17 protein-coding genes and 1 pseudogene are annotated in these 14,767 nt (G+C 73.3%); 12 read left to right on the top strand and 6 right to left on the bottom strand.

The window, feature by feature from the left end; genetic code table 11:
- The first annotated feature begins 55 nt into the window (after window positions 1-55).
- Window positions 56-571 carry a DUF4245 domain-containing protein gene (locus PUR71_RS14350; RefSeq protein ID WP_329927360.1) on the top strand — a complete coding sequence of 172 codons (516 nt, stop codon included), beginning with the start codon at window positions 56-58 and terminating at the stop codon, window positions 569-571.
- A 76-nt stretch (window positions 572-647) separates the two neighbouring features.
- Here PUR71_RS14350 and PUR71_RS14345 read toward each other — a convergent pair whose 3' ends face one another.
- Both PUR71_RS14345 and PUR71_RS14340 read right to left on the bottom strand, forming a co-directional pair.
- A complete protein-coding gene (locus PUR71_RS14345; protein WP_329927359.1) occupies window positions 648-1,250 on the bottom strand; it encodes a malonic semialdehyde reductase in 603 nt (200 codons plus the stop codon).
- A 146-nt stretch (window positions 1,251-1,396) separates the two neighbouring features.
- Window positions 1,397-1,657, bottom strand: coding sequence for an exodeoxyribonuclease VII small subunit (locus PUR71_RS14340; RefSeq protein WP_329927358.1), 261 nt, complete (start codon window positions 1,655-1,657; stop codon window positions 1,397-1,399).
- A 101-nt stretch (window positions 1,658-1,758) separates the two neighbouring features.
- On the opposite strand from PUR71_RS14340, the gene PUR71_RS14335 reads away from it, so the two are divergent.
- The gene (locus PUR71_RS14335) at window positions 1,759-2,247 is read left to right on the top strand and encodes a GNAT family N-acetyltransferase (RefSeq protein WP_329927357.1); all 489 of its coding nucleotides are present in this window, start codon (window positions 1,759-1,761) and stop codon (window positions 2,245-2,247) included.
- On the opposite strand, the gene xseA is transcribed toward PUR71_RS14335, so the two are convergent.
- Together xseA and PUR71_RS14325 are read right to left on the bottom strand one after the other, a co-directional pair.
- Window positions 2,244-3,470: an exodeoxyribonuclease VII large subunit gene (xseA, locus tag PUR71_RS14330; RefSeq protein WP_329927356.1), complete on the bottom strand. Its 1,227-nt coding sequence runs from the start codon at window positions 3,468-3,470 to the stop codon at window positions 2,244-2,246. The genes PUR71_RS14335 and xseA overlap by 4 nt on opposite strands.
- A gap of 10 nt (window positions 3,471-3,480) precedes the next feature.
- On the bottom strand, window positions 3,481-4,866 hold the full coding sequence (locus PUR71_RS14325; protein WP_329927355.1) for an APC family permease: 1,386 nt from the start codon (window positions 4,864-4,866) through the stop codon (window positions 3,481-3,483).
- 87 nt (window positions 4,867-4,953) lie between these two features.
- Between PUR71_RS14325 and PUR71_RS14320 the strand changes: the two genes are divergently transcribed.
- Window positions 4,954-5,928: a 4-hydroxy-3-methylbut-2-enyl diphosphate reductase gene (locus PUR71_RS14320; RefSeq protein WP_329927354.1), complete on the top strand. Its 975-nt coding sequence runs from the start codon at window positions 4,954-4,956 to the stop codon at window positions 5,926-5,928.
- Between the two features lie 132 nt (window positions 5,929-6,060).
- The gene (gene ppgK, locus PUR71_RS14315; RefSeq protein WP_329927353.1) at window positions 6,061-6,807 is read left to right on the top strand and encodes a polyphosphate--glucose phosphotransferase; all 747 of its coding nucleotides are present in this window, start codon (window positions 6,061-6,063) and stop codon (window positions 6,805-6,807) included.
- 21 nt (window positions 6,808-6,828) lie between these two features.
- Here ppgK and PUR71_RS14310 read toward each other — a convergent pair whose 3' ends face one another.
- The gene (locus PUR71_RS14310; RefSeq protein WP_329927352.1) at window positions 6,829-7,443 is read right to left on the bottom strand and encodes a DUF6542 domain-containing protein; all 615 of its coding nucleotides are present in this window, start codon (window positions 7,441-7,443) and stop codon (window positions 6,829-6,831) included.
- A 175-nt stretch (window positions 7,444-7,618) separates the two neighbouring features.
- On the opposite strand from PUR71_RS14310, the gene PUR71_RS14305 reads away from it, so the two are divergent.
- The 4 genes from PUR71_RS14305 (at window position 7,619) to PUR71_RS14290 (ending at window position 9,890) form a co-directional block, all read left to right on the top strand.
- Window positions 7,619-8,011: a VOC family protein gene (locus PUR71_RS14305; protein ID WP_329927351.1), complete on the top strand. Its 393-nt coding sequence runs from the start codon at window positions 7,619-7,621 to the stop codon at window positions 8,009-8,011.
- 74 nt (window positions 8,012-8,085) lie between these two features.
- A complete protein-coding gene (ychF, locus tag PUR71_RS14300; RefSeq protein ID WP_329927350.1) occupies window positions 8,086-9,159 on the top strand; it encodes a redox-regulated ATPase YchF in 1,074 nt (357 codons plus the stop codon).
- 198 nt (window positions 9,160-9,357) lie between these two features.
- Window positions 9,358-9,639 (top strand): type II toxin-antitoxin system Phd/YefM family antitoxin, encoded by a 282-nt coding sequence (locus PUR71_RS14295; RefSeq protein ID WP_329927349.1) that lies wholly within the window; start codon window positions 9,358-9,360, stop codon window positions 9,637-9,639.
- Window positions 9,636-9,890, top strand: a complete 255-nt coding sequence (locus tag PUR71_RS14290) for a Txe/YoeB family addiction module toxin (protein WP_329927348.1) — start codon at window positions 9,636-9,638, stop codon at window positions 9,888-9,890. Before PUR71_RS14295 ends, PUR71_RS14290 begins: the two co-directional genes overlap by 4 nt.
- A 379-nt stretch (window positions 9,891-10,269) precedes the next feature.
- Here the strand turns inward: PUR71_RS14290 and PUR71_RS14285 are convergent.
- Window positions 10,270-11,399: pseudogene (locus tag PUR71_RS14285) on the bottom strand (dihydrofolate reductase family protein).
- A 150-nt stretch (window positions 11,400-11,549) separates the two neighbouring features.
- On the opposite strand from PUR71_RS14285, the gene PUR71_RS14280 reads away from it, so the two are divergent.
- From PUR71_RS14280 to PUR71_RS14265, 4 genes are all read left to right on the top strand, one after another.
- Window positions 11,550-12,362, top strand: a complete 813-nt coding sequence (locus PUR71_RS14280) for a methyltransferase domain-containing protein (RefSeq protein WP_329927347.1) — start codon at window positions 11,550-11,552, stop codon at window positions 12,360-12,362.
- Window positions 12,363-12,535: 173 nt separating this feature from the next.
- On the top strand, window positions 12,536-14,005 hold the full coding sequence (locus tag PUR71_RS14275) for a DUF4190 domain-containing protein (protein WP_329927346.1): 1,470 nt from the start codon (window positions 12,536-12,538) through the stop codon (window positions 14,003-14,005).
- 117 nt (window positions 14,006-14,122) lie between these two features.
- Window positions 14,123-14,299, top strand: coding sequence for an SPOR domain-containing protein (locus tag PUR71_RS14270; protein ID WP_329927345.1), 177 nt, complete (start codon window positions 14,123-14,125; stop codon window positions 14,297-14,299).
- 10 nt (window positions 14,300-14,309) lie between these two features.
- Window positions 14,310-14,735 carry an NUDIX domain-containing protein gene (locus tag PUR71_RS14265; RefSeq protein WP_329927344.1) on the top strand — a complete coding sequence of 142 codons (426 nt, stop codon included), beginning with the start codon at window positions 14,310-14,312 and terminating at the stop codon, window positions 14,733-14,735.
- Window positions 14,736-14,767 lie beyond the last annotated feature (32 nt).

The following is a 14,767-nucleotide window of genomic DNA, read 5'->3' as shown; positions in this document are numbered from 1 at the left end:
CCCGCCCGGTGTGTGGATGAGTCACCATGTGGGGGTGGCAGGAGAGAGCAAGGGCATGAGGGGCCGGCAGACCGTGCGGGACATGGTCCTGTCGATGCTGGCGGTCGGCGGCGTCGTGTGGATCGGGTACCTGTTCCTGCCGCACGACGCGGACAGTGTGCCCCAGCACAAGGTCGAGTACCGGGTCGAGGCGGCCACCGCGAAGCGCGCGGCGCCGTACAAGCTGGTCGCCCCGGAGGGGCTGTCCGACAAGTGGCGCGCCACGTCGGTCAGCTACCAGGCGGCCGCGCAGAGCAACGGCAAGGGCAACGCCTGGCACCTGGGCTTCGTCACGCCGTCCGGCCAGTACGCGGCGGTCGAGCAGAGCGACGTCCCGCGCGATTCGCTGGTGGCGGACAAGGTCGACGGCGCCAAGCCGGACGGCACCGCGGAGGTGGCCGGCCGCACCTGGGACCGGGTGCAGGGCCCCAAGGCCCGTGCGCTGACCTCGCAGGACGGCGGCGGCACGACGCTCCTGACCGGCACCGCCTCGTACGACGAGCTCGCCGAGCTGGCGCAGGCGCTGAAGTAACCCGCGCGGTCCAGAGCGCATGCGGAGGGGCCCGCACCGGATCTCCGGTGCGGGCCCCTCCGCATGAGCGGGCGCGTCAGACGGTGGTGACGACCTCGTCGTAGGCCAGGCGCGGCGAACGCGGGAACCAGGCGTCCTCGCCCGGCTTGCCGATGTTCACCACGGCCAGCACCGAGTGCTCGCCGTCGCCGAAGAACTCCTTGTTGATGCCCTCGGCGTCGAAGCCGGTCATCGGGCCGGCGGCCAGGCCGGCGGCGCGGACGCCGACGATGAAGTAGCCGGCCTGCAGGGCGCCGTTCAGGCGGGCGGAGTTCTCGCGGGCGGCGCGCTCCGAGAAGAAGACGTCCTTGGCCTGCGGGAAGTGCGGGAACTGGGTCGGCAGCTCCTCGTGGAACTCGTTGTCCACGGCCAGGATGGCGACCAGCGGGGCGGCGGCGGTCTTGGCCTTGTTGCCGTCCGCCAGGTGCTGGACCAGACGCTCGCGGCCCTCGGCCGAGCGGACCAGGACGACGCGCAGCGGCTGCTGGTTGAAGGCGGTCGGGCCGTACTTGACCAGGTCGTAGATGGCCTGGACCTGCTCCTCGGTAACCGGCTCGTCGGTGAAGGTGTTCGCGGTGCGCGCCTCGCGGAACAGCAGATCCTGAGCGGCGGCGTCGAGTACCAGGGCGTCGGTGGTCATGCTTGTGCACCTCATGCGGGAGGGGGTCGTCGGGGTGGCCGACCTCGGTCGGTCACTGCTCCCAACATAGGTGAAGTTTCAACTATTCCCAAGTGGTATGTGGCGCACATCACTTCGAAAGTGACGCCGGAGCCCCCCGGACCCGGTCACTGCCCGGCCCCGGCCCCCTCCTCGGCGGCCAGCGCGGCGTCCAGCCGGGCGCGGGCGCCGTCCAGCCAGCGCTGGCAGACCTTCGCCAGCTGCTCGCCGCGCTCCCAGAGCGCCAGCGACTCCTCCAGCGACGTGCCGCCGTTCTCCAGCTGCCGGACGACCTCCAGCAGCGCGTCCCGCGCGTGCTCGTAGCCGAGGGCGTCGTCCGCGCCCTGCGGCACCTCGCCGGGGCGGTCCTGATCCTGCTGCTCTGCCATGCGAGCCAGACTAGGGGCTGACGCCGACAGCGCCGGCACCACGGCCGCGCCGGGTGGAATCCGGGTGCGCACGGCCGCCCTCCGGCACTACCCTCCGCCGCATGATCGAGGTTCGCCCCGCCGTCCCGGCCGACGCGCCCGAGCTCGTCCGGCTGCGCAACCTGATGTTCGAAGCGATGCCGAGCATGGCCGCCCAGGCCGGCCCCGGTCCCTGGCAGGCCACCGCCGAACGGATGCTGCGCGAGCGCCTCGCCGTGCCGGCCGGCGCGCTCACCATGCCGTCCTTCGTCGTCGACGACCCCGCGCGGCCCGGCCGGCTCGCCGCCTGCGCCGTCGGGACGCTGGAGGAGCGGCTTCCCGCGCCAGGCAACCCGGAGGGCCGGTTCGGCTTCGTCTTCAACATCTGCACCGACCCCGGCCACCGGCTGCGCGGCTATGCCCGGGCCTGCACCGAGGCGCTGCTGCAGTGGTTCGACGACCACCGGGTCGGCCGCATCGACCTGCACGCGAGCAGCGGCGGCGAGGCGCTCTACCGCAGCCTCGGTTTCGGCGAGCACTCGACGGCGCTCTCCCGCCAGCGCTCGTACTAACCCGCGGACGGCGTCCCGGCGTCCACCGTGACGCCGAACCCGCCGCCCGCCACCCGGGCGTGCAGCGCCTCCCCGGAGGCGACCTGGGCCGGATCCGTCACCACCGCGCCGTCCGCCCGCTGGAGCACCGCGTAGCCGCGCTCCAGGGTGGCCGCGGGGGACAGCGCCACCACCCGGGCCAGCGTGTGCCCGAGGTCGCTCTGCGCGTGGTCCAGCCGGTGCCGCAGGGTGCGCCGGGCCCGCTCCAGCAGTCCGTCCACCTCCTGGCCCCGCCCGTCCAGCATCCGGTGCGGAGCGGCCAGCACCGGGCGGCTGCGCACGCCGTCCAGCCCGTGCTGCTCGCGCTCGACCCGCCCGTGGACGTACCGCCGGGCCCGGTCCCGCAGGTGCAGCACCTTGGCGAGCTCCTCGCCGACGTCCGGCACCACCCGTTTGGCGGCGTCCGTCGGGGTGGACGCGCGCAGGTCGGCGACGAAGTCCAGCAGCGGCTGGTCCGGCTCGTGCCCGATCGCGCTGACCACCGGCGTCCGGGCCGCCGCGACCAGGCGCACCAGCCCCTCGTCCGAGAACGGCAGCAGGTCCTCGACGCTGCCGCCGCCCCGGGCCACGATGATCACGTCCACCTCGGGGTGCTCGTCCAGCTCCCGGACGGCCGCGCCCACCCGCTCCACCGCGCTGACGCCCTGCACCGGCACGTTCCGCACCTCGAAGCGGACGGCCGGCCAGCGCCGCCGCGCGTTCTCCAGGACGTCCCGCTCGGCCGCCGAGCCGCGCCCGGTGACCAGCCCGACGCACTGCGGCAGGAACGGCAGCGGCTTCTTCCGCTCGGCCGCGAACAGGCCCTCCCCGGCGAGCCGCCGCTTCAGCTGCTCCAGCCGGGCCAGCAGCTCGCCGAGCCCGACCGGCCGGATCTCCGAGGCCCGCAGCGACAGCTGCCCGCGTGCCGCGTACCACTCCGGCTTGGCGTGCACGACGACCCGCGAGCCCTCCTGCACGACGTCCGCGACCTGCTCGAAGACCGACCGGAAGCACGTCACCGTGAGCGACACGTCCGCCTGCGGGTCGCGCAGGGTCAGGAACACCACGCCCGCCCCCGGCCGCCGGCTGAGCTGGGTGATCTGCCCCTCCACCCACACCGCGCCGAGTCGGTCGATCCAGCCGCCGATCAGCGCGGAGACCTTGCCGACCGGGAGCGGGGATTCGGGGGAGCTGCTGTTGGCCATGCGTACGAGGCTAGCGGCGCCCGCCGACAGCGTCCCCGCCCGTGCCGCCCGCGCCCACCGACCCCTGCACGGCCAGCACCATCAGACCGACCGCCAGCCACGCCACCCCGACGACCTGCGCCGTCGTCGACGCCTCGTACACCACCGCCCCGATCACCGCGATCCCCAGCACCGGCACCACCACGTGCCGCAGCCGGTCCCGCGAGCCGTGCCGCACCGCGTACCAGCCGACGACGGAGGCGTGCAGGAGCGCGAAGGCGGTGAGCGCGCCCACGTTCACCACCGAGGTGAGCCGGTCGAGTCCGTCGTCCAGGTTCGCCGCCCAGAGCGCCGCCGCCAGCGTGATCGCCGCCGCCGCGAGCAGCGCCCGGCGTGGCACCGCCGAGACCGGGTCGACCGAGCCGAGCACGCGTGGCAGCCGCCCCTCGCGGCCCATCGCGAAGACCAGCCGCCCGGCCGCCGCCTGCCCGGCCAGCGCCGCGAAGGCCGCGCCGATCGCCTTGCTCGCCGCCACCAGCACGTGCAGCCAGTGCCCGACGGCGTCCTCCACGGTGTCGTAGAACGCCGAGCCCTGCGCCGCCGGGTCGGCCGCCAGCCGCGCCGGGGCGAGCGGCTCCAGCAGCGCCGCCAGGTACGTCTGCGCGACGAACAGCACCCCGGCCAGCGCCAGGCACCACAGCACCGCCCGCGCCACCGCCGCCGACGCCCCGACCGCCTCCTCGACGAAGGTCGCGATCGCGTCGAAGCCCAGGAACGAGAGCACCGCGACGGAGACCGCCGAGATCACCGCCGTCGACGAGAAGGGGCCGACGGCGGTGAACGGCGTGTCCCAGCCGCGCCGGGCGCCGTCCCGGACCAGCACCACCACGGCCGCGACGACGAACACCGCGAGCACCGCGATCTCCAGGGCGAGCACCGCGAAGCCGACCGCCGCCGCCGTCCGGACCCCGATCAGGTTGAGCGCCGTGGTCACCACGACCGCGAGCGCCGTCCACACCCAGCGGGAGACGGCCGGCACCAGCGAGTGCAGCGCGATCCCGGAGAAGAGGTAGGCGACCGCGGGGATCAGCAGGTAGTCGAGCATCGCCATCCACCCGGCGACGAACCCGGCCCCCTCGCCGAGCCCGGCCCGCGCGTACGCGAACACCGACCCGGTCCGCGGCACCGCGCGCACCATCTGCGCGTACGAGAACGCCGTGAAGCCCATCGCGACCGTCGCCGCCAGGTACACCGTGGCGACGGCGCCGCGGCTCTTGGCGTCCAGCACGCCGAACACGCCGACCGGGGCCATCGGGGCGATGAACAGCAGCCCGTAGACCATCAGGTCGCGCATGCCCAGGCTGCGCCGCAGGCCGCCCGCGCCGCCCCCGGGGTCCTGCGCGAATCGCTCACTCATGAGCACCACATTTGAGCACCCGCGACCGGAACCGTCCGGATTGCGCCTCCCGTCGGCGCGGCTCCCCGCCGCCCGTACGATGGACCCATGTCCAACACCGCGCAGCGCCGTGTCCTGCTCGCCGCCCCCCGGGGCTACTGCGCGGGAGTCGACCGCGCCGTGATCGCCGTGGAGAAGGCCCTGGAGCAGTACGGGGCCCCCATCTACGTCCGCAAGCAGATCGTCCACAACAAGTACGTGGTGCAGACCCTGGAGAAGAAGGGCGCGGTCTTCGTCGAGGAGACGGAGCAGGTGCCCGAGGGCGCGATCGTCGTCTTCTCCGCGCACGGGGTCGCCCCGTCCGTCCACGACGAGGCGAAGGCCGGCAAGCTCGCCACCATCGACGCCACCTGCCCCCTGGTCACCAAGGTGCACAAGGAGGCCGTCCGGTTCGCCGACGAGGACTACGACATCCTGCTGGTGGGCCACGAGGGCCACGAGGAGGTCATCGGCACGATGGGCGAGGCCCCGGAGCGGATCCACCTGGTGGACGGCGCCGAGGACGTGGCCAACGTGCGGGTCCGCGACGAGTCCAAGGTCGTCTGGCTGTCCCAGACCACCCTCTCGGTGGACGAGACCATGGCGACCGTCGGCGAGCTGAAGAAGCGCTTCCCGCTCCTGGTCAGCCCGCCCAGCGACGACATCTGCTACGCGACCCAGAACCGCCAGGTCGCCGTCAAGCAGCTGGCTCCCGAGACCGACCTCCTGATCGTCGTCGGCTCCAAGAACTCCTCCAACTCGGTCCGCCTGGTCGAGGTCGGCCTGGAGTACGGCGCCAAGGCCGCCCGTCTGGTGGACTTCGCCGACGAGATCCAGGAGGAGTGGCTGGAGGGCGTCACGACCGTCGGCCTCACCAGCGGCGCCTCGGTGCCGGAGATCCTCGTCGACGGCGTGCTGGAGTTCCTGGCCGCGCGCGGTTACGACACGGTCGAGACCGTCAAGACCGCCGAGGAGCACCTGACCTTCTCGCTGCCCAAGGAGCTGCGCCGCGACCTGCGCGCCGAGGCCGCGGGCAAGCTGTAACCCAGTGCCGCAAGGTCCGGTGCCCCGCGCGGGGCACCGGACCTTCCTGCTGTGCGCGGCCGTGCGCCCTCTCGTAGTTTTGTGCACAGGCTGTGGACGACGGTCCGCGGCATCCGGCGGAGGGCGGTCGTGATGACGGCGGTATTCGGTGTGGACATCGGCGGTTCGGGCATCAAGGGCGCCCCGGTCGACCTGGGCCGCGGCGCACTGACCGAGGAACGCCACAAGGTGTTCACCCCGCGGCCGTCCGCCCCCGAGGCCGTGATCGCCGCGGTCCGGGAGGTGGTCCGGCACTTCGGCCACGAGGGCCCGGTCGGGCTGACCTTCCCCGGCGTCGTGGTGGACGGCCGCACCAGGACGGCGGCCAACATGGACAAGGACTGGATCGGCCTGGACGCCGAGGGGCTGTTCCGCGAGGCGCTGGACCTGCCCGCGACCGTCCTCAACGACGCCGACGCGGCCGGCCTCGCCGAGACCGCGCACGGCGCGGGCCGGAACCAGGCCGGCGTGGTGCTGGTGCTCACCTTCGGCACCGGCATCGGCAGCGCGCTCTTCGTGGACGGCGCGCTGGTGCCCAACACCGAGCTGGGCCACCTGGAGCTGCGCGGCAAGGACGCCGAGCGCCGGGCCTCCTCGGCCGCGAAGGAGCGGCACGAGCTGAGCTGGGAGCAGTGGGCCGGGCGGGTCGACGAGTACCTGGACCTGGTGGAGATGCTGTTCTCGCCGCAGCTGATCGTGATCGGCGGCGGGGTGAGCCGCAAGCACCAGAAGTTCCTGCCGCTGCTGCGCGAGCGCGGTGCCCGGGTGGTGCCCGCGGAACTGCGCAACGACGCGGGCATCGTCGGTGCCGCGATGGCCGCGGCGCGCGCGGCCGGCTGAGGGCGCCCGGGGGCGCGCCGCTCAGCGCGAGTGCTGGATCCGGCGCTGGGCGACGAACCGGGCGAGGACGATCAGTGCGGCCAGCCCGGTGCCGGTGAACAGCCAGCCGGCCCGCAGCGCGAGCCCGGTCGCGAGCGCCACCACCTGGGCGGTCACGCCCGGGGAGTCGACCGGCGCGAGCAGCGACAGCGCGAGCGCGAAGGCGATCGGGCCGCTGATCGGCGCGGCCAGCAGGTCGACGTAGCGCACCCGTACGGCCAGCTGGAAGCAGACGACCACGTAACCGAGGCCGAACAGCCAGCCGAGGCCGTCGAACAGCAGCCGGTCGGCCCCGGCCACCGCGAGGGTCGCCAGCACGCCGACCACGCCGGTGCCGACGGCGGTCAGCCGGGTGGGCCGCCCGGTGCGGCGCCGCCCGTAGATCCGGGCCTCCCCGCGCCCGCGCAGCGGCAGCCGCAGCCGCAGCTTCGGGGTGGCGGGGCGGGCGCTCGCGGGAGCCCCGGCCACCGGCCGCAGCCGGGAGGCGGGGGCCCCGGCGCCCTCGGGCCCGCGCCCCGGCCCGGGGACGGCGGCGCCCTTGCCGTTCGGCGGACGGCGTCTGGGCCCTGGCGGCTGGGTACGGATGCTCTGCTCCACCCGCCCAACGTACGGTCCGATCATCGCCACACTGTGTAATGGACCGTTCAGGCCTTGCTCCGTGTCTCCGGACGGAGTACTGATGTGATCGTCGTTCAGGTCCGCCGGCCCGCCCGGTCGGCGCCGGGCGGCACCGCGGCGACCGCCGTGCGATCCGCTCCACCGGGGGACCACCATGACCACCGATTTCAGGCTCGAACGGCTCCACCACGTCCAGCTCGACATCCCGGCCGGCGCCGAGGACGAGTGCCGGGCCTTCTGGGGCGACGTCCTCGGGATGACGGAGGTGGCGAAGCCGCCGGTGCTCGCGGCCCGCGGCGGCTGCTGGTTCCGCGGCGGCGGGCTGGAGGTCCACCTCGGCGTCACGCCGGACTTCCGGCCGTCCCTCAAGGGCCACCCGGGCATCCAGGTGAGCGCGCTGGACGCGCTGGCGCGGAGGCTGGCCGAGCACGGCCACGAGGTCGTCTGGGACGACGACCTGCCCGGCCACCGCCGCTTCCACTCCAGCGACCGGCTGGGCAACCGGCTGGAGTTCCTGGAGCCCCTGCCCGTGGCGACCGGGGCGTGAGCGGCTGCCCGTAGACTTGGGGGTCGGCCCGCACGGTGCCGGTCCAACTCCTCCAAGCCCCGGGACTGCGCTTCATGTCGCTCACGATCGGAATCGTCGGCCTGCCGAACGTCGGCAAGTCGACCCTGTTCAACGCCCTGACCAAGAACGACGTGCTGGCGGCCAACTACCCGTTCGCCACCATCGAGCCGAACGTCGGTGTCGTCGGCGTCCCGGACGCGCGGCTGGCCAAGCTCGCCGAGATCTTCGGCTCGCAGCGCATCCTCCCGGCCACCGTCGACTTCGTCGACATCGCCGGCATCGTGCGCGGCGCCTCGGAGGGCGAGGGCCTGGGCAACAAGTTCCTCGCGAACATCCGCGAGTCGGACGCGATCTGCCAGGTCGTGCGCGCCTTCACCGACCCGGACGTGGTGCACGTGGACGGCAAGGTGTCGCCCAAGGACGACATCGAGACCATCCACACCGAGCTGATCCTGGCCGACCTCCAGACCATCGAGAAGGTCCTGCCGCGGCTCCAGAAGGAGGCGCGCCTCAAGAAGGACACCGCCCCCGTGCTGGCCGCCGCCGAGGCCGCGCAGGCGATCCTGGAGACCGGCAAGACCCTCTTCGAGGCCGGCTTCGACACCGCCCCGATCCGCGAGCTGCACCTGCTGACGGCCAAGCCCTTCCTCTACGTCTTCAACGTGGACGAGGACGAGCTGGGCGACGAGGACTTCAAGAACGCCCAGCGCGAGTTGGTCGCCCCGGCCGAGGCGATCTTCCTGAACGCCAAGATCGAGTCCGAGCTGATCGAGCTCGACGACGCCGAGGCGCTCGAACTCCTCCAGTCGATGGGCCAGGAGGAGCCCGGGCTCGCCACCCTCGCCCGCGTCGGCTTCGACACCCTCGGCCTGCAGACCTACCTGACGGCCGGCCCCAAGGAGACCCGCGCCTGGACCATCAAGAAGGGCGCCACGGCCCCCGAGGCGGCCGGTGTGATCCACACCGACTTCCAGAAGGGCTTCATCAAGGCCGAGGTCATCTCCTTCGCCGACCTGGTCGAGACCGGCTCCATCGCCGAGGCCCGCAGCAAGGGCAAGGCCCGCATCGAGGGCAAGGAATACGTCATGCAGGACGGCGACGTGGTGGAGTTCCGCTTCAACGTGTGATCAAGTCATTACTGCATGTCACTTGATCTGGCAAGTGTGCAGGTCGGAGAGGGTCGGACTCCATGGAGTCCGATCCTCTCCTCATTTCCGTGCTGACTTGGTGCTGACTTGCGGGAGTCCATGCCGGCCGTCGATGCCCCCGAAGCTTCGATTGAGTGGTACGTTATTCGGTACCACTCGCCTAAGGGGGTTCGCGCCATGTCCATCACCGCGAGCGAGGCCCGCAGGGATCTCTTCCCGTTGATCAAGAAGGTCAACGAGGATCACGACGCCATCGAGATCGTGTCCAAGCACGGAAATGCCGTGCTCGTCTCCGCCGAGGACTACGCCGCCCTGCGTGAGGGCTCGTACCTCCTGCGTTCGCCGGCGAACGCGCGTCGCCTCCTCAAGGCGTACGACAACGCACTGAACGGCATAGGGCTCTCCGAACGCACGCTCATCGACCCGGACTCGGCTGATGCCGGGCGGGGTGTCGAGTGAGGCTCGTCTTCGAAGAGCAGGGCTGGGAGGACTACACGTCCTGGCTCAAGAACGATCGCAAGATGCTCGCGAGGATCAACAAGCTCATCGAGGACGTCCTGCGCGATCCGTTCACCGGGATCGGCAAGCCCGAGCCCCTGAAGTACCACCTCCCAGGGGCCTGGTCGCGGCGGATTGATGACGAGCATCGCCTCGTCTATCTGGTCACCGACCGGGAGATCATCATCCTGGCGGCCCGCTACCACTACTGATCCCCTGACCCGGCGTTCCGTCACGGTGCTGATTCCGTGCTGACTTGGGCCCTCAGAATCACCATTTTCGCAGGTCACAGCGCTGTGGTGGGAGTTCCGCTTCAACGTCTGATCGATCGATCGCCGTGAGCCGGATCGACCTGTCACATGCACGGGTCGAACGGGGCTCGCCTCCTTGAGGCGAGCCCCGTTGCGTTTTCTGTGCTGACTCGGTGCTGAGAGTGTTCCGTGTACACAATGCCGGATGAGGGGGCATGTCCGCGGTCACATGTGCTGGCTGTGCTGGACAAGGCCGCACCGTGCTGGACGGGTACTGGATGACCACTTCGGGGGCTGCGTTTTTGCAGGCCGCAGTGCTGTGATGGGCGTTCCGCTTCGGCTATCCGAGCAGGTGGGCGTTGACCGCCCGGGCCTCCGCCGCCAGCTCCGCCAGCTCGACCACCTCGACCCCGGCCGCCTCCAGGAGCGCCGTGCCCTGGCAGTCGGTCACGAACAGGTCCGGCTCGCGCCAGGCCACCACGACCCGTGGCACGCCCGCCGCGATGATCAGCCGGGCGCACGGCACCGGGCGCGACGCCCGCTGCCCGCACGGCTCCAGCGAGCTGTAGACCGTCGCGCCGCGCAGCCGCGGGTCGTCGGCCGGGAGCTTGCCGAGCGCGGCCTCCTCGGCGTGGTCGTGCGCGTCCACCTCGCGGCTGTACCCCTCGGCGAGCACCTCGCCGTCCGCGCCGACGACCACCGCGCCGACCGAGAAGGCCGTCCCGGAGGCCGGGCAGAGGCGGGAGAGTTCGACGGCCCGTCGGAGGTGGTCGAGGTCGGTGGTCACGGGGCGGGCTCCTTCGGGGCGTACCTGAGCAGGACGACATCGCCCACCGTACGTGCCTCCAGCAGGCGCATCCGCCGCGCCGGACCGCCCGGGAAGGCGGCCGGGTGGACGAACCGCGGCGCCCGCGCCTGGCCGACCAGCAGCGGGGCCACGGCCAGCTGGAGTTCGTCGGCCAGGCCCTGCGCGAGGAACTGGGTGTGCACGCTGCCGCCGCCCTCGACCATCAGGCGGCGCACGCCGCGGGCGCCCAGGTCGTCCAGCACCGCGCCGAGGTCCACCGTGCCGCCGAGTGCGACCACGTCGGCCAGCCCGTCCAGCGCCGGGCGCAGGGCCGCCGCGCCGGCGTCCGTCGTGTACGCGACCTTGTCGCCGCCGGTGTGCCAGAACCTCAGCGCCGGGTCGAGCGCGCCGCTCGCGCTGAGCGTCACCTTCAGCGGGTACGCGGGGCGGCCGGCCGCGACCCGGGCCGCCCGCCGGTCGGCGTCGTTGACCAGCAGGCGCGGGTTGTCGGTGCGCAGGGTGTTGCCGCCGACCAGCACCGCGTCGGCGGCGGCGCGCTCCTCGTCGACCCGGTCGAAGTCGGCGGCGTTGGAGAGCAGCAGGCGCTCGGGGGAGGCGTCGTCGAGGTGGCCGTCGAGTGAGACGGCGGCGCTCAGCAGGACGAAGGGGCGCGGGCCTGGCATGGGGCGGGACCGTTCTGTCGGGGGCGCCTCCACGGTACGGCGGGCGATGGGGGAGGCGCTGTCGAGCGGTCGATATGTGAGACGAATATTCTCGTCATACGAGAAGAGGAGTAGCGTCGGAGGCAGCCGAACTCGATCGAGGGGGATCCGATGAGCGGACCGTCCACCGTTTACACGCACGGCCATCAGGAGGCCGTGCTGCGCTCGCACCGTTCGCGCGGCGCGGCCGACTCCGCCGCCTACCTGCTGCCCGAACTGCGGCCCGGGCAGGCCCTGTTGGACGTCGGCTGCGGGCCCGGCACGATCACCGCCGACCTGGCCGAGCTGGTCGGCCCGAGTGGGCGGGTGGTGGCCGTGGACACCTCCGCCGAGGTGCTGGAGCAGGCGGCCGCGTACGTCGCCGGGCGGGGGCTCTCGAACGTCGTCTTCGAGGTCGCGGACGTCCACCGGCTGTCCCACCGCGACGGTGAGTTCGACGTGGTGCACGCCCACCAGGTCCTCCAGCACGTGGCGGACCCGGTGGCCGCGCTGCGCGAGATGCGCCGGGTGCTGGCACCGGGCGGCGTCGTCGCGGCCCGGGACGTCGACTACGCCTCGATGACCTGGTACCCCGAGGCGCCCGCGCTGGACGACTGGCTGGCGCTCTACCGGCGGACGGCGCGCCACAACGGCGGTGAGCCGGACGCCGGGCGGCGGTTGCTGTCCTGGGCCCGGGAGGCGGGCTTCGCCGAGGTCACCGCCACCGCCACCACCTGGACGTTCGCGACGCCCGAGCGGTGCACGTGGTGGGGTGGCATGTGGGCGGACCGGACGGTCGACTCGGCGTTCGCCCGCACGGCTGTGGCCGAGGGCTTCGCCGACCGGGCGGAGCTGGAGCGGATCGCGGCCGGCTGGCGGGAGTGGAGCGGCGCCGGGGACGCCTGGTTCTCGATGCTCCACGGCGAGGTCCTGGCGCGCGGCTGAGGACGGGGCGCGGGCGGGGGAACAAAGGGCGGGCAGGCGTTCGAAAAGATCGGGTAAAGTCGCGCGACCGTTCGTTCTCGGGCCCGTTCGGGCTCCGAGCCGCGTGCCGAAGGCCGCCGGACGGCGCAGAACGCCGAGCTGACGCCCGCACCGCCGGGCCCGGGGGAGTCCACGTGTCCAAGCCCGATCCCGACGCGCCCGTCCCCGGGCCGGAGCACCCCGCGCCCGCCGACGGCCCACCGGAGCGGGTCGACCTCGACAAGAAGGCGGCCCCGCCGGCCGGGGCGCAGCAGCCCGCTGACGCACCGGCGGACCGGGTGGACCTCGGCAAGACCGACACCCCGCCGGCTCCCGCCGACGCTCCGACCCCCGCCGACACTCCGGTCGCCGACGCTCCGGCCCCCGCCGACACGACCCCACCCGCCGACCCGTGGGCCGCCCCTACCGGGGCCCCGCCCCTGGCTCCGCCCCCGCCGCCGCCCGGCGGGCCCGCGGGGCCTGCCGCGCCCACCGGGGGCTGGGCGTCGGTCCCGCCCGGCGCGTACTCCGGCTTCCAGCCCGGTCACCCGTACGGCTACCCCCAGCCCCCCAAGCAGGTCAACGGCTTCGCCATCGGCGCCCTCGTGACCGGCCTCACCTGCACCTGGCCGGTCGCGATCGTGCTCGCGATCGTCGCGATGGTCCAGATCAGGAGGCGCGGCGAGCGCGGCATAGGCATGGCCGTGACGGGCCTGGTGTTCGGCGTGTTCGGCGTCATGGTCACCGCGTTCGCCGTCCTCAGCGCCGTCGTGGCCCCGGCCCCCGTCGACCGCGCCGGCTCCGGCGCGCCGTCCAGGGCCCCGTCCGGCTCGGTCCGCTGGTCCGCCCTCAAGTCCGGGGACTGCTACAGCTCTCCGGACGGGGGCAGCCGGACGGACCCGGACGGCGGCGACGAGACGGTGTACTGGGTCCGCAAGGTGCCCTGCTCCGCCCCGCACCACGGCGAGGTGGCCGGCACCGCCGGGATCCCGGTGGGCGCCACCCCGGTCTACCCGGGCGAGTCGGTGATCCGTCAGCGCGCCGCCGAGCTCTGCCGCCCGGTGCTCGACACCTACGCCCTCGACCCGTGGGCGATCCCGGACGGCATGGACGAGATCTACCTCTACCCGACCAGCGGCAACTGGAAGTCCGGCGAACGGTTCGTCACCTGCGCCTTCGAGGACCGCGACGCCGAGCACGTGGGCTCCGTCCGCACCGACCGCCTCAGCCTGACCTCCGCCCAGCTCGCCTACCTGGAGGCCGTCCGCGGCTTCAACACGGCCTACGCGGACCAGCCCAAGGGCGAGGTCGCGACGGCCGGCGCCGAGTACGTGAGCTGGGCCCGGCGGATGGCGGCCGCCTCCCGCACCGAGGCCGAGCAGCTGTCCCGCACGACGACGCTCTGGCCGGACGCCGCGAAGCCCAAGGTCGCGGCGCTGGCCGCCGCCCAGCGGGACGCCGCCACCGCCTGGGACTCCGCCGCGCGGACGAGCGATCCGACCGCGCTGGAGGGCGAGATCCGGCGGGCGAAGCTGCTGACGGCCAAGACCACCCCGCTCAGCGTGGACGCCCGCCGCGAGCTGGGCCTGTCCACCGGCGAGCAGGCGCCCGACCTCCGGGTCTGAGGCGCCGTCTTACCCGGAGTTAACCGGGCCCGTACCTGCCGGTAGCGAGCCGCCCGTACGGTTCCGGTCAGGTATCCCCGGCCCGACCCCCACGCAGGCCGGGGATACGCTCGCGCCATGAGCACCTTTCGGGTGATGCGGCAGGACGACAACGGCAACCGCTTCGTCGTCGCACGGGGGCTGGCGAAGGACGAGGCCGAGCGCCTCGCGGCCGAGTTCGAGGCCCGCGGCCACAAGCAGCTCTACTGGACCGAGGCCGAGAGCGCGGCCGGGAGCGCCGCCCGGGACGCATAGGCTCGGTGGCATGAATCCCGGGACCGTGAACATCGAGGAGCAGGACGCCGTCCGGATCGTGATCGGCGGCGTGATCGTCCGGGCGGGGCGGGTGCTGGCCGCGCGCCGCGACACCCCGGCGGAGGTGGCCGGGCGCTGGGAGTTCCCGGGCGGCAAGGCAGAGCCCGGCGAGACCGAGGCCGAGGCGCTGGAGCGCGAGCTCCTGGAGGAACTCGGCGTGCCGACCCGGGCGCTGGAGCGGCTGCCCGGAGCGTGGACCGTCCGTCCGGGCCTGGAACTGCACTTCTGGGGCGCCGAGCTGCTCGACGGCGACCCCCGCCCGCTCCTGGAGCACGACGAGCTGCGCTGGCTCGGCCCGGACGAGCTGGACTCCGTCGACTGGCTCGACCACGACCGGGAGGTCCTCCCGCACGTCGCCGGACTCCTGCGCGGCTGAGTTCCCGTCCGCCGGCGCGGCCCCGGCTCCCG

Origin of the sequence: Streptomyces sp. SP17BM10, assembly GCF_036322405.1 — a bacterium.
In the GTDB taxonomy this organism is placed as follows: domain Bacteria; phylum Actinomycetota; class Actinomycetes; order Streptomycetales; family Streptomycetaceae; genus Kitasatospora.
The sequence above is the reverse complement of the archived record's forward strand: the minus strand, read 5'-3'. Positions and strand labels throughout refer to the sequence as shown.